The sequence below is a fragment of the Kitasatospora sp. NPDC048407 genome (assembly GCF_043200475.1).
GTDB lineage: Bacteria > Actinomycetota > Actinomycetes > Streptomycetales > Streptomycetaceae > Kitasatospora.
Window position 1 is genome coordinate 122,747 of record NZ_JBICXW010000004.1, and the last position, 19,413, is coordinate 142,159.

At 71.7% G+C, this 19,413-nt stretch carries 18 protein-coding genes; 8 read left to right on the top strand and 10 right to left on the bottom strand.

Annotation, left to right across the window (positions count from 1 at the left end):
• Positions 1–24: 24 nt before the first annotated feature.
• Complete coding sequence (locus tag ACGFWJ_RS10655; protein ID WP_392947443.1) at positions 25–849, top strand: pirin family protein; 825 nt, start codon at positions 25–27, stop codon at positions 847–849.
• A gap of 156 nt (positions 850–1,005) precedes the next feature.
• Here ACGFWJ_RS10655 and ACGFWJ_RS10660 read toward each other — a convergent pair whose 3' ends face one another.
• Positions 1,006–1,836 carry a serine hydrolase domain-containing protein gene (locus tag ACGFWJ_RS10660; RefSeq protein WP_392947446.1) on the bottom strand — a complete coding sequence of 277 codons (831 nt, stop codon included), beginning with the start codon at positions 1,834–1,836 and terminating at the stop codon, positions 1,006–1,008.
• A 109-nt stretch (positions 1,837–1,945) separates the two neighbouring features.
• Here ACGFWJ_RS10660 and ACGFWJ_RS10665 point away from each other — a divergent pair, with 109 nt between their 5' ends.
• Positions 1,946–2,455: a MerR family transcriptional regulator gene (locus tag ACGFWJ_RS10665; RefSeq protein WP_392947449.1), complete on the top strand. Its 510-nt coding sequence runs from the start codon at positions 1,946–1,948 to the stop codon at positions 2,453–2,455.
• Entirely contained in the window at positions 2,452–3,462 is a 1,011-nt protein-coding gene (locus ACGFWJ_RS10670; protein ID WP_392947451.1) for an aldo/keto reductase, read from the top strand. The genes ACGFWJ_RS10665 and ACGFWJ_RS10670 overlap by 4 nt, the downstream gene beginning before the upstream one ends.
• A gap of 7 nt (positions 3,463–3,469) precedes the next feature.
• Here the strand turns inward: ACGFWJ_RS10670 and ACGFWJ_RS10675 are convergent, their stop codons facing one another.
• The 7 genes from ACGFWJ_RS10675 to ACGFWJ_RS10705 all read right to left on the bottom strand — a co-directional run bounded on the left by ACGFWJ_RS10675 (position 3,470) and on the right by ACGFWJ_RS10705 (position 10,356).
• The gene (locus tag ACGFWJ_RS10675; RefSeq protein ID WP_392947453.1) at positions 3,470–4,660 is read right to left on the bottom strand and encodes an alpha/beta hydrolase; all 1,191 of its coding nucleotides are present in this window, start codon (positions 4,658–4,660) and stop codon (positions 3,470–3,472) included.
• A 144-nt stretch (positions 4,661–4,804) separates the two neighbouring features.
• Positions 4,805–5,140, bottom strand: coding sequence for an MmcQ/YjbR family DNA-binding protein (locus ACGFWJ_RS10680; RefSeq protein ID WP_387643206.1), 336 nt, complete (start codon positions 5,138–5,140; stop codon positions 4,805–4,807).
• A 51-nt stretch (positions 5,141–5,191) separates the two neighbouring features.
• Positions 5,192–6,400 (bottom strand): acyltransferase, encoded by a 1,209-nt coding sequence (locus tag ACGFWJ_RS10685; RefSeq protein WP_392947456.1) that lies wholly within the window; start codon positions 6,398–6,400, stop codon positions 5,192–5,194.
• 21 nt (positions 6,401–6,421) lie between these two features.
• Positions 6,422–7,516, bottom strand: coding sequence for an alpha/beta hydrolase (locus ACGFWJ_RS10690; RefSeq protein WP_392947459.1), 1,095 nt, complete (start codon positions 7,514–7,516; stop codon positions 6,422–6,424).
• A 132-nt stretch (positions 7,517–7,648) separates the two neighbouring features.
• On the bottom strand, positions 7,649–8,323 hold the full coding sequence (locus ACGFWJ_RS10695; RefSeq protein ID WP_392947462.1) for a response regulator: 675 nt from the start codon (positions 8,321–8,323) through the stop codon (positions 7,649–7,651).
• The gene (locus ACGFWJ_RS10700; RefSeq protein ID WP_392947464.1) at positions 8,320–9,606 is read right to left on the bottom strand and encodes a sensor histidine kinase; all 1,287 of its coding nucleotides are present in this window, start codon (positions 9,604–9,606) and stop codon (positions 8,320–8,322) included. The genes ACGFWJ_RS10695 and ACGFWJ_RS10700 overlap by 4 nt, the downstream gene beginning before the upstream one ends.
• 84 nt (positions 9,607–9,690) lie before the next feature.
• Positions 9,691–10,356, bottom strand: coding sequence for a TetR/AcrR family transcriptional regulator (locus ACGFWJ_RS10705; RefSeq protein ID WP_392947467.1), 666 nt, complete (start codon positions 10,354–10,356; stop codon positions 9,691–9,693).
• 127 nt (positions 10,357–10,483) lie between these two features.
• On the opposite strand from ACGFWJ_RS10705, the gene ACGFWJ_RS10710 reads away from it, so the two are divergent.
• Positions 10,484–12,073 carry an MFS transporter gene (locus ACGFWJ_RS10710; protein ID WP_392947470.1) on the top strand — a complete coding sequence of 530 codons (1,590 nt, stop codon included), beginning with the start codon at positions 10,484–10,486 and terminating at the stop codon, positions 12,071–12,073.
• A gap of 148 nt (positions 12,074–12,221) precedes the next feature.
• Entirely contained in the window at positions 12,222–13,745 is a 1,524-nt protein-coding gene (locus ACGFWJ_RS10715; protein WP_392947473.1) for a hypothetical protein, read from the top strand.
• A gap of 94 nt (positions 13,746–13,839) precedes the next feature.
• Here the strand turns inward: ACGFWJ_RS10715 and aceE are convergent, their stop codons facing one another.
• Entirely contained in the window at positions 13,840–16,590 is a 2,751-nt protein-coding gene (gene aceE / locus ACGFWJ_RS10720; RefSeq protein WP_387643215.1) for a pyruvate dehydrogenase (acetyl-transferring), homodimeric type, read from the bottom strand.
• Positions 16,591–17,048: 458 nt separating this feature from the next.
• Between aceE and ACGFWJ_RS10725 the strand changes: the two genes are divergently transcribed.
• The 3 genes from ACGFWJ_RS10725 (at position 17,049) to ACGFWJ_RS10735 (ending at position 18,853) form a co-directional block, all read left to right on the top strand.
• Complete coding sequence (locus tag ACGFWJ_RS10725) at positions 17,049–17,486, top strand: DUF3052 domain-containing protein (RefSeq protein WP_387643217.1); 438 nt, start codon at positions 17,049–17,051, stop codon at positions 17,484–17,486.
• Positions 17,487–17,689: 203 nt separating this feature from the next.
• Positions 17,690–18,148 carry a peroxiredoxin gene (locus tag ACGFWJ_RS10730; protein ID WP_392947476.1) on the top strand — a complete coding sequence of 153 codons (459 nt, stop codon included), beginning with the start codon at positions 17,690–17,692 and terminating at the stop codon, positions 18,146–18,148.
• Between the two features lie 129 nt (positions 18,149–18,277).
• Entirely contained in the window at positions 18,278–18,853 is a 576-nt protein-coding gene (locus ACGFWJ_RS10735; protein ID WP_392947977.1) for a TerD family protein, read from the top strand.
• A gap of 102 nt (positions 18,854–18,955) precedes the next feature.
• Here ACGFWJ_RS10735 and ACGFWJ_RS10740 read toward each other — a convergent pair whose 3' ends face one another.
• Complete coding sequence (locus tag ACGFWJ_RS10740; RefSeq protein WP_392947478.1) at positions 18,956–19,255, bottom strand: hypothetical protein; 300 nt, start codon at positions 19,253–19,255, stop codon at positions 18,956–18,958.
• Positions 19,256–19,413: the final 158 nt, after the last annotated feature.

Genomic DNA, 19,413 nt, shown 5'->3' on the forward strand with positions numbered 1-19,413 from the left:
GTCACACCGGCTACCGTGGTGCCCGTGAGCGTGGATTCCTCGCCCCAGGACGGGCACCCCCTCGAAACCGCCGCACCCGCGTCCGGGGCCGGACGGAAGGAACGCGGCCGCGCCGACCTGCGCCGGGCCGGCGAGCGTTACCTGTCGGAACCCGCCGAAGGCATCACCACCCTTCACGCGTTCTCCTTCGCCGGGCACTACGACCCGAAGAACACATCTTTCGGGGCGCTGCTCGCCTGCAACGAGGAGACGCTCGCCCCCGGCGCCGGCTACGACACGCACCGGCACACCGACACCGAGATCGTCACCTGGGTGATCGACGGCGCGCTCGCCCACCGCGACGACGCGGGCCACGCGAGCGTGGTCCGGCCCGGCATGCTCCAGGTGCAGTCCGCGGGGGCGGGCATCAACCACACCGAGCGGAACCTCGGCGGGGCGGACTCGTCCGTGACGTTTCTTCAGATGTGGCTCCAGCCCGATCAGTTCGGTTCGGAACCGGGGTTCGGGCTGCGGTCGGTTGCGATTGAGGACGGGCTGACGTTGCTCGCTTCCGGGCGGCCCGCGGACGACGCGCTGCGCCTGCGACGGGCGGACGCGGCGCTCTGGCTGGTGCGGGCCGGGGCGTGGGCGGCGTTGCCGGAACTCCCCGCCGCCCCTTTCCGATACGTGCACGTGGTGGCCGGCTCGGTCGGCTACCGGACCGTCCCCGGCCCGCAGGGTGGCGGGCGGTCGGCGAGCGCCGGCGACGCGATCCGGATCACGGGGGACGCGTTCGCGGACCCGACGGCGGGGGAGGACGGGGTGGAACTGCTGCTCTGGGAGATGCACAGCCCGTTGCAGTACGGGTGAGACAGCGCGTGGGCGCGAAAACAGGGGCGCGGGGAACTGCGCGACAAGCGCACACCACGTCCGTAAGGTCGCGATCAAGTGCAGGTCATTGTTCTGCGTCGCGATCTTGCAGCTGAGTGCCTCCCGCTTCGCGCAGTTCCCCGCGCCCCTGGACGTTCACTCCTGTTCGGAGAGAATCGCGTCGCTGAGCTGGGGCCAGACCTCTGCTGCCCAGGGGCCGAAGTCGCGGTCGGTGAGGGCGAGGCAGGCGAGGTCGGCGGTGGGGTCGACCCAGAGGAAGGTGCCGGACTGGCCGAAGTGGCCGAAGGTGGCGGGGGAGTTGGTGGTGCCGGTCCAGTGCGGGGTCTTGTGGTCGCGGATTTCGAAGCCGAGGCCCCAGTCGTTGGGGCGGCGGTGGCCGAAGCCGGGCAGGACGCCGCTGGTGCCGGGGAAGGCGACCTCGCGGGTGGCGGTGTGCAGGGTGGCGGGGTCGAGCAGCTTGGGGGACTGGAGTTCGGCCGCGAAGCGGGCGAGGTCGGCGGCGGTGGAGAGGCCGCCCGCGCCGGCGGGCGCGCGGTGGGCGGTGTTGATCAGGGTGGCGTGCATGCCGAGCGGCTGGAAGACGGCTTCGGCCGCGTACTGGGCGAACGGGATGCCGGAGGCGTGTTCCAGGGTGGCGGCGAGGACTTCGAAGCCGGCGTTGGAGTAGAGGCGGCGGTTGCCGGGGGCGGCCATCACGCGGTGTTCGTCGAAGGCCAGGCCGGAGGTGTGGGCCAGCAGGTGGCGGACGGTGGAGCCGTCGGGGCCGGCCGGGTCGTCGAGTTCGAAGACGCCTTCCTCGACGGCGATCAGTGCGGCGTACGCGCTGAGCAGCTTGGTGACGGAGGCGAGCGGGAACAGGTGGTCCTGCGGGCCGTGTGCGCCGAGCAGGGCGCCGTCGCTTCCGCGTACGACCGCCGCAGCGGCGTTCGGTACGGGCCAGTCCTCGATCATCCGCAAGCTCTGCATGGGCCGAACTCTAAACGACGGTCCGGGAGATCCGGTGTGCCAGGCTTGCTTGGAGTGCGCTCCAACTGAGTAGCGTCGGAGCCGTCGTCGAGAGCGGGGGTCGGGCAGGATGGCGGAGTTCGTCCAGCGGAGTGCTCAACTGGCGGGTTGCGAGCGGGCGTTCGGTGCGCCGAGTGCGGTGCCGGACCGGACGCCGCGGCATCCGATCAGCGAGGTGTCCGCGATCAGCGGGCTCACTGCGCACACGCTGCGCTGGTACGAGCGGATCGGGCTGCTGGACCCGGTGGACCGTTCACACGCCGGCCAGCGCCGGTACAGCGACGCGGACCTGGCGCGGCTGGCGTTCCTGACGAAGCTCCGGCTGACCGGGATGCCGGTGGCCGACATGGTCCGGTACGTCGAGCTGGTGCGGGACGGGGACGCCACCCGGGCCGAGCGCCGGCAGCTGCTGGTGGACCACCGCGCGGAGGTCCGGCAGCGGCTCGCGGACCTGCACGCCACGCTCGCCGTGATCGACCGGAAGATCGATCTCTACGGCGAGCCTGCCGCACCGGTCCCGGGCGACGACGCGACTGAGACGACGGCGGACTATCCGATCGAGGACAGGAAGAGCGCATGAGCAGCATCGAGACCACCCGGCTCGGCAGCAACGGCCCCGTCGTGGGTGTGCAGGGCCTGGGCTGCATGGGGATGAGCGAGTTCTACGGGCCGACCGACACCGAGGAGGCGCTGGCCACCCTCGGCCGGGCGCTGGAGCTCGGGGTGACCCTGTTCGACACCGCCGACATCTACGGTTCGGGCGCCAACGAGGAGCTGATCGGCCCGTTCGTCCGGGCGCACCGCGAACAGGTGGTGCTGGCCACCAAGTTCGGGATCGAGCGACGCGCCGACGACCCGAGCTACCGGGCCGTCAACAACGAGCCGGCGTACATCCGGCAGGCGGTGGACGCCTCGCTGCGGCGGCTCGGGGTGGACGAGATCGACCTGTACTACATGCACCGCCGCAACCCGGAGGTGCCGCTGGCCGAGTCGGTCGGGGCGATGGCGGAGCTGGTCGCGGCCGGCAAGGTGAAGCACCTGGGTCTGTCCGAGGTGACCGGTCCGGAGCTGCGGGAGGCGTACGCGGTGCACCCGATCGCGGCGCTGCAGTCCGAGTGGTCGCTGTTCGCCCGCGGCCCGGAGCGCACCGCGGTGCCCGTGGCGGCCGAGCTGGGCGTCGCGCTGGTGCCGTACTCGCCGCTCGGCCGGGGCTTCCTGACCGGGGCGTTCGCCAACGCCGAGCAGCTGGGCGCGGACGACTTCCGCCGTCACCTGCCGCAGTTCACCGGTGCGAACGCGGCGGACAACGCGGAGCTGGTCGAGCCGATCCGGAAGGTCGCCGCGGAGCGCGGTGTGACGGCCGCCCAGGTCGCGCTGGCCTGGCTGCAGCAGCGGGCCGAGGTGCACGGCCTGACGGTGGTGCCGATCCCGGGCACCCGCAAGCGCAGCCGGCTGGAGGAGAACGCCGCCGCGACCGCGCTGAAGCTGACGGCGGCGGAGCTGGCCGAGCTGGAACCGATCGGCGGCCGGGTGCAGGGCCCCCGCTACGCGGACATGAGCGCCACCTCGGACGCCCGCGAGGTGTGACGTCCGGTCAATTGCCGGAGTTGGTCGGGTGGCTGACGTCGCCGTAGTGGCCGAGGGCGATCGCGGCGAAGTTGTGCCGGCTGGCGGTGCCCTCGGCCAGGTAGCCGTTGTGGCCGCTGGCGCCGACCGAGGAGACGGTCATCGCGCCGAACGCCTGGGTGGTCGGGTCGGCGCCGTGCCCGAGGCCGCCGACCTCCAGGTAGGGGACGTTGCCGATCCAGTCGGCGGGGTTGCGGGCCGCCCACACCTGGACGCCGGTGCCGAGCTCGGCGGCCGAGTCGACGCCCATCCCGGGGCTGCCGAACGCCACCAGGTCGGTGGGCTGCGTGCCGTGCACGGTCGGCGCGGCGGTGCCGCACACCACCGAGCCGTACGAGTGGCACAGCAGCGTCGGCGGCGCCTCCGGATGGCTGGTCTGCTTCAGCCCGGCGAGCAGCCGTTCCAGGCGGGGCGCGGCGGCCTCGGCGAGCCGGGAGGTGGCCGCGTCCGGGCCGAGGCCCTGCGGGGTGACGTAGCCGGTCCAGGCGATCACCGCGGTGCGGGTGTTCGGGGACTGGGCGTGCTCCTCGGCGAACAGGGCGCGGGCCATGCCGGCGGGGGAGCGCAACGGCTCGACGGCCTGGTCGAAGTGGGCGAGGTCGGCGTCCGAGCCGGGCACCAGGACGGCGACCCGCCGGGCGGCGGCCAGGTCTCCGTACACCTCGGTGACCAGGCCGCGGCCGCGCGGGTCGAAGGCGAGGATCTGCCGGCCGCCGGCCAGCAGCGCCTCGGAGTCGTTGGCGCGGGAGGCGGCCAGCGCGCGGGCGGTCGGGTCCAGGGCGCGGTCCTCGGAACGCTGCCGGGCCCGGTCGCGTTCGGCGGCGATCGCCTCCCGGTTGGCCCGGTACCGGACGGCCGGCGGCGCACCGTCCAAGTTGCCGACCACCAGCGGGTATTCGAGGATCAGCCGGTCGAGTTCGGCGTTCGTCAGCGAGGCGAAGAAGGCGGCGACGGCGGCCGGGTCGGCGGTGGCCGGGTCCGGCAGGGCGCGGCCGAAGGTGTTGTCGGCGACCCAGGCGGCGCTGCCGGCCGGCGGCGTGGTGATGGCCAGCTGCTCGCTGGACGCGGTGGCCTGGGCGACCGCCGCCCCAGCGTCCACCAGGGCCGCACAGCCCGCGAACACGCCGATCAGGATCCGCTTGACCCGCCTGCGCTGCATGGCGTCCACTCCCTCGGGCCGGTACATCGCAGCGGGCCGGGCCCGATGGTGCTACGACTGCCAACTACTAGTCAGCCAGACTAGAGGGCGGCAGACGCGCCGGGCAGGGAGCAAACAGTGTTCCGTGTCACATTCGCCCGGACGCTACCTGTCGTATCCGTCCCGGACGCGCTTCGGAGCGATCGAACGCCAGGCCTCGGTGAGCAGTTCACGCAGCTCCTCCGGCTCGACCAGGGCCAGTTGCACCCGCACCCAGCCGAACCGGCCGGTGTACGGCGCCATCGAGTACACCTCGGGCGCGGCGGCGATCAGTTCGGCCTGATCGGACACCGTGGCCTTCACCGAGACCGCCCCCGACTCCGGGTGCCCCATCGCGAAGATCTTCCGGCCGACCCGGAACGTCTCCTGCTCCCAGGTGGTTTCCTGGTGCGCCTGCGGCAGCTCCAGTGCCAGCGCGATCAGTTCGTCGAAGGTCGCCATGGCCGCCAGGGTACGGCCAGGCTCCGACAACCGAAGCGAATTGACGCAGCGTCAGACCGCGCCGAGCGCGTACACCGCGAACAGTGCCGCGCCCGCCGTCGCCACCGCCCGCCAGGCGCGGGACGGCCACGGGGCGTCGAAACGCCGCGCCCAGCGGCCGATCAGCGCCAGCACCACCGCGAACAACGGCAGCCAGGCCAGTCGGGCCACCGCCCACAGGCCGGAGTCGGGGGCGGCGGTCAGGCCCGGCAGCGTGCCCAGTCGCGAACCGGCCAGCGCGGTCAGGAACATCGCGGTCTGGTGCCAGCAGAAGATCGTCATCGCGCCGAGGTTGACCACCACCACCGGCAGCCACAGCAGCGGCCGGCGCAGCGCCCGGCCCAGCCGGTCCTTCAGCAGCATCGCCGCACCGCCCTGCACCGAGGCCAGCGCCAGCACCAGCAGGGACGGCGGGTGCGAGTTGGTGCGGGCCGCGCCCGGTACGCCGACCATGCTCGCCGGGTAGTGGAACACCAGCAGCAGCACCGCGAACAGCGCCGCCCCGCCGAAGGCCGTCAGCCGCGCCCCGGCCCGGGAGATCCGGCCGTGCGCCCAGTCCACACCCAGCTGGTAGGCGAACAGCCAGCCCGGCAGCAGGTTCAGCAGGCTCAGCCACCCCGGCATCGACGCGCCCCACGGCCCGTACCGCAGCAGGTCCACCGCCGCGACCGCCGCCAGCAGCGCCGCCGAGGCCCAACCCTTCATCCGCGCACCGAACTTGACGCACAGCGGGGTGAGCGCCGTCAGCACCAGGTACATCGCGATGTACCAGAGCGGCTGCACCATCAGCACCGCCCCCGTGCGCACCGTGTCGGCCGGCACCCCCAGCCCGCGCAGCACCGGGATCAGCGCCGCCCACACCGCGGCCACCCCCAGCACCGGCCGGGCCAGCCGCAGCACCCGGCCGCGCAACCACTCCCCGGTACCCACCCCGCGGTCGGCCGCCCGGCGCAGCGACAGCGCCGACGCCCGGCCGCCGACCAGGAAGAACACCCCCAGCATCTGCAGCACCCAGCTCAGCGGCGCCATGAACGACAGCGCCGTCAGCGGACTCGCGTTGTGCAGCACGCCGTCGGAGAGGGTGAACCCGCCGAGCAGCCAGTGCCCGAGCGGCACCGAGAGCAGTGCGACGGCGCGCAGGCCGTCCAGTGCGCGGTCACGGGTGGCGGGGGTCTTGGCATCGACGGTCGCCGCGGCGCGGCGAACGGAAACAGGCAGCATCGGACGTCTCCTCGACAGTCGTCAGGCGGTGGTGGGGGCGCCGGTCGCGGCGAGCGCGGCGAAGGCCGCGAGCGAGGCCGAACCGGGGGCGAAGTAGTCGCTGTGGCCGTGCGAACCCGTCGACGGCAGCAGGCGGGCGTGGAAGCCCGGGGACGTCGGGTCGGCGCCGTGCCCGAAACCGAACACCGAGACGTTCGGGACGTTCGAGATCCAGTCCTCCGGATTGCGGGCCACCGCCCACACCGGCACCTTCAACTCGTCCGCCCGCTCCAGGCCCAGCCCCGGCGAGGCGAACACCACCAGTCCCGAGACCCGCGCCGGATCCGGCGCGGACTGCCCGCACACCACCGAGCCGTAGCTGTGGCAGAAGAGAGTGACGGGCCCGGTCAGCGGGGCCAGGCCGGCGACCAGACGCTCCAGCCGCGGGGCCCCCGCCCGGGCGAGCTCCTCCCGGGCGGCGTCCAGCCCCACGCCGACGGGCGTGGTGTAGCCGACCCACGCCACCACGGCGACCTGGTCCTTGGCAGCGGCGCGCAGTTCCTTCGCCATGGCGGCGAGGCGGTCGGACGAGGCCAGATCGACGTCCGATCCGGGCACGAGGACGGCGGTGCGGGCGTCGTGGGCCAGATCGCCGAACACCTCGGCGAGTTGGCCGCGGCCGCGAGGATCGAAGGCGAGAAGTTGGCGGCCGGTCAGTTCGGCGTAGCGGGCGGCCTTCCGGGCGGCCTGCTCGCGCTCTTCCGGCAGGAGCGAGGTGTCGGTGGCGCGGGCCTGCTCACGGGCGCGTTCCTGGGCGAGGGCCAGGGAGTTCGCCAAGTAGCGGAGGGGGACCGGCGCGCCGTCCAGATTGCCGAGAACCTGCGGGTGCCGGAACGCGAGCTGCCGCTGCTGGTCCGGGGCCAACGCGTCGAAGAACGCCGCCACTTCGGCCGGGGAGGCGTTCGTCGGATCGGGCAGCCGCACCCCCAGCCCGGTGTCCGCCACCCACTCCGCGGACCCCGGCGGCGGCCCCGTCAGCGGCGTCTGCGCATCCGCCGACGTCCACGACCCCACCCCCAGCACCGCCGCCAGCACCAACCCCGCGACGGCCGTCCCTCGACGCAGACGCCCCAGCATCGCTTCCTCCTCCCGTTCGGTGACGAGGAGGAAGGTAGGAACGAGGTGCGTGGCGGGGCGTCACCCTGCGGAGCCAAGACGCACGTCATACCTGGGTGGGAGTGCGGGCAACCAGGGGCGCGGGGAGGTTGCTCAGGTGCCGGGCTGCACCAAGCCGCTCTCGTAGGCGAGGACGACGGCCTGCGCGCGGTCGCGCAGGTTGAGCTTGGCGAGGATGCGGCCTATGTGGGTCTTGACGGTCTGTTCGGCGAGGATCAGGTGGGCGGCGATTTCCTGGTTGGAGAGGCCGCGGGCGATGAGTTCGAGGACTTCGGTCTCGCGGGGGGTGAGCCCGTTGAGGCGGAGGCGGGGGTCGCGGCGGGGGGTGGGGCGGTTCTGGGCGAAGTCGGCGATCAGGCGGCGGGTGACGGAGGGGGCGAGGAGGGCGTCGCCGGCGGCGACCACGCGGACGGCGTTGATCAGGTCGGCGGGTGGGGCGTCCTTGAGGAGGAAGCCGGAGGCGCCGGCGCGGAGGGCCTCGTACACGTAGTCGTCGACGTCGAAGGTGGTGAGCATCAGGACGCGGGGGCGGTGGATCACGCCGGGCGGGGGGTCGAGGAGGTGGCGGGCGGCTTCGAGGCCATCCATCTCGGGCATGCGGACGTCCATCAGGACCACGTCGGGGTGGGTGTGCCGGCTGACTTCCAGGGCCTGGAGGCCGTTCGCGGCGTCGCCGACCACGTCGATGTCGCTCTGGGCGCCGAGCAGGGCGGCGAAGCCGGCGCGGACCATCGCCTGGTCGTCGACGATGAGGACGCGGATGGTCATGCGGTGTTCTCCCCTGGGGCGGTGCCGACCGCCGTTGCGGGGCGGTCGATCGGCAGGACGGCGGCGACCCGGTAGCCGCCGTCGGCGGTCGGGCCGGTGTCCAGGGTGCCATCCAGCAGACGTACGCGTTCCCGCATTCCGGTCAAGCCGTGTCCGGTGGAGGCGGAGACTTCGACGGCGGTGGCCTTGCCGGAGGCCGGGTCGTTGTGGACGTCCACGGTGAGGGCGCCGTCGGCCGCCGCGACCCGGACCCGGGCGGTGGCGCCGGGGGCGTGCCGGACGACGTTGGCCAGGGCTTCCTGGACGATCCGGTACGCGGACAGGCCGACCGCCTCGGGGACGGGGCCGAGGGCCCGGACGTCGTCGGCGAGGTCGAGTTCGGCCCGGACGCCGGCCTGGGCCACGGTGGCGAGCAGGCCCGGCAGGTCGTCGAGGCCCGGTTGCGGGGCCTTGTCGGCCTTGGTGTCGGCGGCCCGCAGCACGCCGAGCAGGCGCCGCATCTCGGCGAGCGAGCCGCGGGCGGCGGAGGCGATCTGCCCGAATTCGGCGACGGCGGGCTCGGGCAGGCCCTCGATGCGGTACGGGGCGCTGTCGGCCTGGACGGCGATCACCGACATGTGGTGGGCGACCACGTCGTGCAACTCGCGGGCGATCCGGGCGCGTTCCTCCAGCAAGGTGCGCCGGGCGCGTTCGGTCTCGGAGATCTGTTCCTGGGCGGCGAGCAGCCGCTTCGCCTCGTCGCGGCTGCGCAGGCTCCAGCCGAGCATCAGGATCACCCCGGAGAGTGCGGTGACCACCACCGAGGTGCCGTCGAAGTGCTCGGCGAAGACGGACCAGCTGAGGCTGTTGCCGACGAAGGTGACCGCCCAGACGGCGAGCAGGGTGCGTCCGCTTTCCCGGATCGCCAGGAACACCATCAGGAACAGGTAACTCAGCAGGGTGGGGACCGGCCACGGCCAGGCCTGGGTGGCGGCCTCGCCGTGGGTGACGACCGCGCCGACCAGCACCGACGGTGCCACCAGCTGCCAGGCGGTCAGCGGCCGGACCAGGGCCAGTGCCAGCGCCCCGGCCTGGACCGTGGCCAGTGCGGCGGCGAGGCCCCCGTTCACCCCGTAGAACTGCGTCAGCGCGACGATGCCGGTGGGCAGCAGCGCACCGATCATGGCCAGCACCACCACGAAGGGCAGCGCCCGCATCCATGCTTTGCGGGCATTGGCCAGCGGCGGTCGGTGGCTCGGGACGGGTTCGACGAGGGCGCTGAGGAAGGTCTTCCAGGTGGTCACCGGGCCGAGGGTAGAACGGGGCGGGGCCGGTGTCCTCATACTCCGGTCGGGCGACGGGGGTGATACCGGAGTACTACTCCGGTATCAGCGCCAGGAGCCGGCCAGCGCCGGTCCGAGTTCGTCGAAGTGGCGCTCCAGCAGGGCCAGCATGCCGTCCGTGCAGTGGCTGTGCTGGTCGGCACTGGCGGCGTACGACAGGTGCGAGATCCGCACCACGGTGCCGAATACGGCGGCGAGCAGCCGGGGGCGAAGGTCGGTGTCCGGGTCGAGTGCCTCGCGTTCGGCGAGGATCCGGGCCACTTCGCCCTCCTGCTGGAAGGAGTGCCGCAGGTGGGCGGCGAGCAGGGTGGGGGTGGACTCGATCAGTTCGAACAGCTCCAGGACGGCGGTGACGGTGCCGTAGCGGGCCCCGCGGTCCTGGTCGATGGCCTGCCAGACCTCGTGCACCGCGCCGCGCATCGCCTGGAGCGGGTTCTCCTCGGCGGGCCGGGTGCGCAGCCGCTCGAGGAACTCTTCCTCGACGTCGGCGAGCACCGCGAGGGCGACCTCCTCCTTGTTGGCGAAGTACCGGAAGAAGGTGCGCTGGGAGACCTCCACGTCGGCCGCGATCTCGTCCACCGTGGTCCGTGCGAAGCCCTGGCCGAGAAACAGTCGGTGCGCGGCGCCGATCAACGCGTCGCGGGTGCGCTGCTTCTTGCGTTCGCGCAGGCCAGCGGTGGGCTGGACGGCGGCGGGGAGCGGGGTGGCCATGCTTCTACGATAGCGTCCTGCCATTTGTCATCAAGTGGCACAAGTCACGGCATGTCGATTGTCAGCGACTGACATAATGGCGGGGCCGCTCTCTCGCCACACCACACGAACGGGGAAGTCCCGAGCCATGAGCCAGTCCGTCGTACTCGACAAGGAGGCGGCCCCGGCCGCCGGAGGGAAGCTGCGGGGGCACCCCTGGCTGACCCTCCTCACCGTCGCCGTCGGCGTCATGATGGTGGCCCTCGACGGCACCGTCGTCGCCATCGCCAACCCGGCGATCCAGACCGACCTGAAGGCCAGCCCCGCCGACATCCAGTGGGTCACCTCCGGCTACCTGCTGGCCCTGGCGGTCTTCCTGATCACCGCCGGCAAGATCGGCGACCGGTTCGGCCACAAGTCGACCTTCCTGGTCGGCGCGGTCGGCTTCGCCGCCACCTCCGCTGCGATCGGCTTCGCCGGTTCGATTCAGCAGGTGATCTTCTTCCGGGTGCTGCAGGGCCTGTTCGGCGCGCTGCTCCAGCCCGCCGCGCTCGGCCTGCTGCGCGGGGCGTTCCCCGCCGAGAAGCTCAACATGGCGATCGGCATCTGGGGCGGCGTCATCGGTGCCTCCACCGCGGCCGGTCCGATCGTCGGCGGTCTGCTGGTCGAGCACGTCAACTGGGAGTCGGTGTTCTTCATCAACATCCCGGTCGGCATCGTCGCGCTGGTCCTGGGCCTGCTGATCCTCAAGGACGTCCGCGCCGAGAACGCCGCCAAGTCCTTCGACATCCCCGGCATCGTGCTGCTCTCCGGTGCGATGTTCATGCTGGTCTGGGGCATCATCAAGGCCCCGACCTGGGGCTGGGGCGACCCCGCCACGCTGCTCTTCCTCGGCGGCGCGGTGCTCGCGCTGGTGGTGTTCGCGGTCTGGCAGAACTTCGCCAAGGAGCCGCTGATCCCGCTGTCGCTGTTCCGCTCGGTGCCGCTGTCGGCCGGCACCCTGCTGATGGTGCTGATGGCCTTCGCGTTCTTCGGCGGCATCTTCTTCGTCACCTTCTACCTGCAGAACGTGCACGGCATGGCGCCGGTCGACGCGGGCGTCCACCTGCTGCCGATGACCGGCATGATGATCGTCGGCGCTCCGGTGGCCGGTTTCCTGATCGGCAAGATCGGCCCGCGCATCCCGATCATGGTGGGCATGCTGCTCACCACCGGCGCGATGCTCGGCATGTCCACCCTGGACATCCACTCCGGCAACGGCGTGATGTCGCTCTGGTTCCTGCTGATGGGCCTCGGCCTCAGCCCCGTCATGGTCGGCGCCACCGAGGTCATCGTCGGCAACGCCCCGCTGGAGCTGTCCGGTGTGGCCGGCGGCCTCCAGCAGGCCGCGATGCAGGTCGGCGGCAGCCTCGGCACCGCCGTGCTCGGCGCGGTGATGGCCTCCAAGGTCACCAGCGTGCTCCCCGACAAGTGGACCGCCGCCACCGGCCAGCCGCTGCCGGGCGGTGAGCAGGGCGAGGGTCTCAAGCAGCTCGCCCAGCTGGGCATCGCCCCGCCGGCCCAGCCCGGCGTCCCCGCCGAGGTCACCCAGGGCATCGCCGACGCCGTCCACTCGTCCTTCGTCAGCGGCATGGGTCTGGCCTTCACCGTCGCCGCGATCGTCGCCGCCGTCGCGGCGGCCCTCGGCCTGCTCACCAAGCGCGGCGCGAACGACGCCGGTCCGGCCGTGCACATCTGACGCACCGCCAAGGCCCGTCCGGGGGAAGGAGGTTCTTCCCGCGGACGGGCCGCTCCGTTTTCCGGGGTTTCCCGCGCGGTTTTGCGATCTTTTTGCCCCCCTCCTGACACTCGATTCGATATTGGATTACTGCACTAAGGTGCGGTCCGTGACTGAGCAGAGAACACAGGGGCGCCAGGCGGTGCGGCGGCGCCGAAGAACGGAACGGGTGGCGGCGTTCCTCGGGCGCTGGTGGGTGTTCGGCCCGCTGGTGGGGCTGGCCGCCGCCGCGGCGATGGTCGTCCGGATCTTCCACAACGGCCCGATCGGCCTCGCCGACAACGGCGACGGCCCGAGCCGGATGTGCGCCCTGGACGCCAAGGTGCACCTCGACGAGGGCTCCTGGTGGTGGTTCAAATGGGCCAACTTCCGTTACGACCACGCACTGCCCGGCGAATGCCCCCCCGGCAACCGCTACCCCGGCAGCGGCCAGTGGATGCCGGAACTGGCCCGGCCGATCAGCCGACTGCTCGGCTACCACGGCTACCTGGACCTGCGGGCACAGGCACTGCTCTGGTGCGCCCTTGTGGGCCTGGCGTTCGCGGTCTTCGCGGTCGCCCTGCGCGGCCGCCTGACGCTGCGCCTGCTGGTCTGCGCGGCGCTGTTCGTGGTCGTCGGCGACTCGGTGGTCGCGGACTACGCCGCCTCGCCGTTCAGCGAGCTGGCCGGGCTGACCGGCCTGCTGTTCGCCACCGCCGGAGCGATGCACCTCGGCGGCTCGCGCCGGGCCCGGGTACTGGGCCTCGCGGTGTTCACCGTCGGCGCGGTGACGGTGTGCGCGTCCAAGATGCAGGCGCTGACGATGGCCGTCCCGTTCCTGGTACTGCTGCTGACGTCCCGCGTCCCGATCGGGCGGTGGACCGGCCGCCTCGGCTCCCGGGCCCTGCCGCTGGCCGCGGCGGCGGTCGTCGGCGCGGCCGGGCTGCACACGCTGATGTTCCAGATGGACTCGTTCAAGGAAATCAACCGGACCGAGATGATCTTCGTCGGGATCATGGGCAAGAGCCCCCACCCCGAGAAGGACGCCGTCGCGCTCGGCCTCCCCGCCGACTTCGGCCAGTACGCCGGACTCAACTGGTGGGGCGAGAAGGCCCCGCAGAAGGACCCGCGCTGGCCGGAGGTCAAGGACAGGATCACCTACGGCAACATCGGCGGCTACCTGCTGCGCCACCCCGGCGTCGCACTCCGGATCGCCGACGGCGGACTGGACGACTTCGCCACCTCCCGCCCCGAGAACCTCGGCACCTACCCGGTCGGCGCCGGAAAGCCGGCCGGCGCGCAGGAACACCGCCTCTCCCTCTACACCGGCTTCCTGCGGACCTTCGGCGGCGGCTTCGTCCTCGGCCTCCAGCTCGCCCTCGCCGCGGCCGGCGCGTGGTGGCTGCGCCGCAGCGCGGGCAACCCGCGACGCCGGGCGTTCCTGGCGCTGATGATCTGCCTCGCCGGGGTGACCCTGACGCAGTTCGTCACCGCGATGTACGGCGAGGCGATCGAGAACACCAAGCACCTGATCTACGGCATCTTCGCCACCGGCCTGGCCTTCGTCCTGGCCCCGGCAGCGCTACTCGCCGCCCCGGCGACGAAGCCCGCGGAGCGCGACGCGAGCGAGAGCAGGCCGCTGGCCCACGTCTGACGCGACGTCCACCGCGCGAAGCGGAGGGCCGCAACGCAAAGATCCGCCCGAGAAGGGGAGTTCCCTCCTCGGGCGGATCTCTATGTCAGAGCGATCAGGCGTCGCCGCCCGCGGCACCCGGCTCGGCCGCGGCCACGTCGAGCAGCTGGTAGCGGTCGATCGCGGACTTCAGCGCCGAGCGGTCGATCTTGCCCTGCTTGGCCAGCTCCGTGAGGGTGGCCAGGACGATCGACTGGGCGTCGATGTGGAAGAAGCGCCGGGCCGCGCCGCGGGTGTCGGCGAAGCCGAAGCCGTCGGCGCCCAGGGACTGGTACTGGCCGGGCACCCAGCGGGAGATCTGGTCCGGGACGGCCCGCATCCAGTCGGAGACGGCCACGAACGGACCCTCGGCCCCGGAGAGCTTCGACGTCACGTACGGGACGCGCTGCGGCTCCTCCGGGTGCAGCAGGTTGAACTCCTCGGCCTCGACGGCGTCGCGGCGGAGCTCGTTCCAGGAGGTGGCCGACCAGACGTCCGCCTTGACGTTCCACTCCTCGGCGAGGATGCGCTGCGCCTCGAGGGCCCACGGCACCGCCACGCCGGAGGCGAGCAGCTGCGCGGGGATCTGGCCGGCGCCGCCCTCGGCGAGCTTGTAGAGGCCCTTGAGGATGCCGTCGACGTCCACGCCCTCCGGCTCGGCCGGCATCTTGATGGGCTCGTTGTAGACGGTCATGTAGTAGAAGACGTCCTCGCCGTGCGGGTGCTCGGCGGAGGAGCCGTACATGCGGCGCAGGCCGTCCTGGACGATGTGGGCGATCTCGTACCCGTAGGCCGGGTCGTAGGCGACCACACCGGGGTTGGTGGAGGCCAGCAGCTGGGAGTGGCCGTCGGCGTGCTGCAGGCCCTCGCCGGTCAGCGTGGTGCGGCCGGCGGTGGCGCCGATCACGAAGCCGCGGGCCAGCTGGTCGGCCATCTGCCAGAACTGGTCGCCGGTGCGCTGGAACCCGAACATCGAGTAGAAGACGTAGACCGGGATCAGCGGCTCGCCGTGCGTCGCGTAGGACGAGCCGGCGGCGATCAGCGAGGCGGTGCAGCCGGCCTCGGAGATGCCGTCGTGCAGCATCTGGCCGGACGGGGACTCCTTGTACGCCAGCAGCAGCTCGCGGTCGACCGACTCGTAGGTCTGGCCGAGCGGGTTGTAGATCTTGGCGGACGGGAAGAGCGAGTCCATGCCGAAGGTGCGGTACTCGTCGGGCGCGATCGGCACGAAGCGGTTGCCGATGCCCTTGTCCCGCATCAGGTCCTTGAGCACCCGGACGAACGCCATGGTGGTGGCGATGGTCTGGTTGCCGGAGCCCTTCTTGACAGCCTTGTACGCGTCGTCGCCCGGGAGTTCGAGCTTGCGCGGGCGGACCTTGCGGGTGGGCACGTAGCCGCCGAGCTCCTTGCGGCGGTCGTGCATGTACTGGATCTCTTCCGAGTTGCGGCCCGGGTGGTAGTAGGGCGGGTAGCCCTCGTCGAGCTGCTTGTCGGTGATCGGCAGGCGCAGCCGGTCGCGGAAGCGCTTCAGGTCCTCGACCGTCAGCTTCTTCATCTGGTGGGTGGCGTTGCGGCCCTCGAAGTTGGGGCCCAGCGTCCAGCCCTTGACGGTCTGCGCCAGGATGACGGTCGGCTGGCCCTTGTGCTCGCGGGCGGCCTTGAACGCGGCGTACACCTTGCGGTGGTCGTGACCGCCGCGGCCCAGGTGCTGGATCTGCTGGTCGGTCATGTTCTCGACCATGGCGCGCAGGCGCAGGTCGCCGCCGAAGAAGTGCTCGCGGATGTACGAGCCGGTCTCGGTGGCGTAGGTCTGGAACTGGCCGTCCGGGGTGGTGTTCAGCTTGTTGACCAGGACGCCGTCGCGGTCCTGGGCCAGCAGCGGGTCCCAGGTGCGGTCCCAGACCAGCTTGATGACGTTCCAGCCGGCGCCGCGGAACTGCGACTCCAGCTCCTGGATGATCTTGCCGTTGCCGCGGACCGGGCCGTCCAGGCGCTGCAGGTTGCAGTTGACCACGAAGGTCAGGTTGTCCAGGCCCTCGCGGGCGGCCAGGGACAGCTGGCCGAGCGACTCGGGCTCGTCCATCTCGCCGTCGCCGAGGAAGGCGTACACCTGCGAGTCGGAGGTGTCCTTGATGCCGCGGTGCTCCAGGTAGCGGTTCATCCGGGCCTGGTAGATCGCGCCGAGCGGGCCGAGGCCCATCGAGACGGTCGGGAACTCCCAGAAGTCCGGCATCAGCCGCGGGTGCGGGTAGCTGGACAGGCCGTACGGCGCCTTGGACTTCTCCTGGCGGAACGCGTCGAGCTGCTGCTCGGTCAGTCGGTCCAGCAGGAAGGCGCGGGCGTAGATGCCCGGCGAGGCGTGGCCCTGGAAGAACACCTGGTCGCCGGACTCGCCGTCGGCGTCCTTGCCGCGGAAGAAGTAGTTGAAGCCCACGTCGTACAGCGACGCGGACGAGGCGAAGGTGGCGATGTGGCCGCCGACGCCGATGCCGGGACGCTGGGCGCGGGAGACCATGACGGCCGCGTTCCACCGCGTCGCGTTGAGGATCTTGCGCTCGATCTCCTCGTTGCCGGGGAAGAACGGCTCGTCCTTGGTGGCGATGGTGTTGACGTAGTCCGTGCTGCGCATCTCGGGCACGGCGACACGCTTTTCACGGGCGCGCTCGATCAGCCGCAGCATCAGGTAGCGGGCACGCTCGCGCCCGCGCTCGTCGATGGCAGCGTCAAGCGACTCCAGCCATTCCGCGGTCTCCTCGGGATCGAAGTCCGGGACCTGGCTCGGGAGGCCGCCAATGATGATCGGGTTGCGATCGGATCCGGAAGCCACGCTGTTCCTTCACTGTCGGTCGAAACTGAGTTGTCGCGCCGCCTCCATCGTGCTACCGCGTTCGGAGATCCGTCATCTCTACCGATCGGTAACCGTTCCGCCGGTTGGGCGGTACGGTCAGGAGGTGGTCCGACCTGGGACCCCGGCCGGACGATGGCGGCCGGCCGGGATGAGGGCCAACAGGAGACTTTACGCCCGCACACACGGCTGGCCCGAATGCCGTTCGTATCTCGGGCAGGCGTACGGTCTGCGTGTGGGTGGGCGACGAAGCGTCCCGGTCCGGTACGGATACGGACATTTCGGCGCAATTGGCCACACGGAGGGCGGCGTGTCGGCCCCCGACGCGTCAACCTTTGGGTGGGATCGGGGGTCGGGTACTTGCGCGAACCGCCGCTCCCGTGTGGACTACGGCCACAGCCTCGGCATGGATGCCGAGCCGAATACTGGAGGTTATTCCCGTGAGCGCGACCGCGGACCCCGCGGACAAGTCCAACCCGGCTCTTCGTCTCGGCTTCGAACAGGGCCAGATCATTCAGGAGATCGGGTACGACGAAGACAGTGACCAGGACCTCCGCGAGGGGATCGAGGACATCACTGGCTCCGAACTCGTCGACGAGGACTACGACGACGTCGCAGACGGCGTCCTGCTGTGGCACCGCGACGAGGACGGGGATCTCACCGACGCCCTGGTCGACGCCCTGGAGTACCTGGCGGAGGGCGGCCTGATCTGGCTGCTGACGCCGAAGACCGGCCGTGACGGGCACGTCGAGGCGCACGAGATCGCCGATGCCGCCAAGACCGCCGGCCTGTCGCAGACCAGCTCGGTGGCGATCGCCAAGGACTGGGCGGGTACCCGCCTGGCCACCCCGAAGGCCTCGAAGACCGGCAAGCGCTGAGCTTCGGACCGCGACCGAAACGCGGGCCCCGGCGGAGAAGACTCCGCCGGGGCCCGCGTTTCGTTGCCACCGCCACCTTGTTCGCTCAGGGCTGAACGACGCCTCGAACGGCCCCGCCGCCTCACCCGAACGGCCGAACGGGGATGTGCGAGTGGGAGGATTTCCCTGCCCGCACCACCAAGACCCGGCAGGAAGGTCCCCTCATGGCCATCGAGATCGGCGCCCAGGCCCCCGACTTCGAGCTGAAGAACCAGCACGGCGAGTCGGTGAAGCTGTCCGACTTCCGCGGCGAGCAGAACGTCGTCCTGGTCTTCTACCCGTTCGCCTTCACCGGTGTCTGCACCGGCGAGGTCTGCGAGATCCAGAAGGAGCTGCCGCGCCTGCAGAACGACGAGGTGCAGGTGCTCGCCGTCTCCGTCGACTCGCCGTTCTCGCTGCGGGTCTTCGCCGACCAGCAGGGCCTCGAGTACCCGCTGCTGTCGGACTTCTGGCCGCACGGCGAGGTCTCCCGCGCCTACGGCGTCTTCAACGAGGAGAAGGGCTGCGCCGTCCGCGGCACCTTCGTCATCGACAAGGAGGGCGTGGTCCGCTGGAGCGTCGTCAACGGCCTCCCGGACGCCCGTGACACCCAGGAGTACCTGGCCGCCCTCGGCGCGCTCTGACACCACCCTCGGCCGGGCGCCGGGCCGATTTTCGGCGCGGCGCCGGGCCGAGTCGCCACCCCCGGCCGGGAACCCCGCACTACGATCGGGCCGTTGACGGATCGGGAACCCGACTTCTTGGAGGACCACGTGGGTGTCAGCCTGAGCAAGGGCGGCAATGTCTCGCTCACCAAGGAGGCGCCCGGCCTGACCGCCGTGGTTGTCGGCCTCGGTTGGGACGTACGCACCACCACCGGCACGGACTTCGACCTGGATGCCAGCGCGCTGCTCTGCACCGAGCAGGGCCGGGTCCGCTCCGACGCCGACTTCATCTTCTTCAACAACCTGAAGAGCGCCGACGGCTCGGTCGAGCACACCGGCGACAACCTCACCGGCGAGGGCGAGGGCGACGACGAGGCGATCAAGGTCAACCTGGCCGGCGTCCCGGCCGACGTGGCCAAGATCGTCTTCCCGGTGTCGATCTACGACGCGGAGAACCGGCAGCAGAGCTTCGGCCAGGTCCGCAACGCCTTCATCCGGGTGGTGAACCAGGCCGGCGGCGCCGAGATCGCCCGCTACGACCTGTCGGAGGACGCCTCGACCGAGACCGCGATGGTCTTCGGCGAGCTGTACCGCAACGGCGACGAGTGGAAGTTCCGCGCCATCGGCCAGGGCTACGCCTCCGGCCTGCGCGGCATCGCGCAGGACTTCGGCGTCAACGTCTGAGGCTGCGCCGGGCGCAGTGCGGGCCGGGTCCGTTCGCGGGCCCGGCCCGTCGCCGTCGCTGCTCCGCGGGGAGCGCCATCACGCGGTCGCCCTGGACGGCGATCAGCAGGTCGTCGTTGCCGGCCAGGTGCCAGGGCAGGTCGATCGAGGCGCCGGTCCGCGGTCCGCGGTGGGCACCTCGGACGGCAGCTCCAGGTGCCACGGTTCGGCGCCGTCTGCCGCGTTGAAGGCCACCACCCGGCTCGGGGCGGCAGGGGTGTCGGTGGTGCCCCGGCAGGTCATGGTCAGGCCGCCGAGTGTCGAGTAGACGACGTGCTTGCCGGCCGCGGGAGCCGAGTACCACACGTGGGTGGAGCGGTCGGAGGTCTTCGCCCACACCTGCTCGCCGTCGGCGATCCGCACGCCCTGCAGGCCGTTCGGCGTCCACCGCCGGGGCGGTGAAGGTGCCGCCGGCGGGCCGGGCGGCCGTCACCTCGCGGCGGAAGCGCTCGCGGAACTCGGCGTTGCCGGCGAGCTCGGCGCGCACCACCTTGACCGCGACGGTCCGGCCGGCGGCCGAA

Coding starts and splice junctions, on each gene's coding strand:
- ACGFWJ_RS10660 (WP_392947446.1), bottom strand. CDS start 1,836: ATGCAGAGCTTGCGGATGATCGAGGACTGGCCCGTACCGAACGCCGCT.
- ACGFWJ_RS10665 (WP_392947449.1), top strand. CDS start 1,946: ATGGCGGAGTTCGTCCAGCGGAGTGCTCAACTGGCGGGTTGCGAGCGG.
- ACGFWJ_RS10670 (WP_392947451.1), top strand. CDS start 2,452: ATGAGCAGCATCGAGACCACCCGGCTCGGCAGCAACGGCCCCGTCGTG.
- ACGFWJ_RS10675 (WP_392947453.1), bottom strand. CDS start 4,660: ATGCAGCGCAGGCGGGTCAAGCGGATCCTGATCGGCGTGTTCGCGGGC.
- ACGFWJ_RS10680 (WP_387643206.1), bottom strand. CDS start 5,140: ATGGCGACCTTCGACGAACTGATCGCGCTGGCACTGGAGCTGCCGCAG.
- ACGFWJ_RS10685 (WP_392947456.1), bottom strand. CDS start 6,400: ATGCTGCCTGTTTCCGTTCGCCGCGCCGCGGCGACCGTCGATGCCAAG.
- ACGFWJ_RS10690 (WP_392947459.1), bottom strand. CDS start 7,516: ATGCTGGGGCGTCTGCGTCGAGGGACGGCCGTCGCGGGGTTGGTGCTG.
- ACGFWJ_RS10695 (WP_392947462.1), bottom strand. CDS start 8,323: ATGACCATCCGCGTCCTCATCGTCGACGACCAGGCGATGGTCCGCGCC.
- ACGFWJ_RS10705 (WP_392947467.1), bottom strand. CDS start 10,356: ATGGCCACCCCGCTCCCCGCCGCCGTCCAGCCCACCGCTGGCCTGCGC.
- ACGFWJ_RS10710 (WP_392947470.1), top strand. CDS start 10,484: ATGAGCCAGTCCGTCGTACTCGACAAGGAGGCGGCCCCGGCCGCCGGA.
- ACGFWJ_RS10730 (WP_392947476.1), top strand. CDS start 17,690: ATGGCCATCGAGATCGGCGCCCAGGCCCCCGACTTCGAGCTGAAGAAC.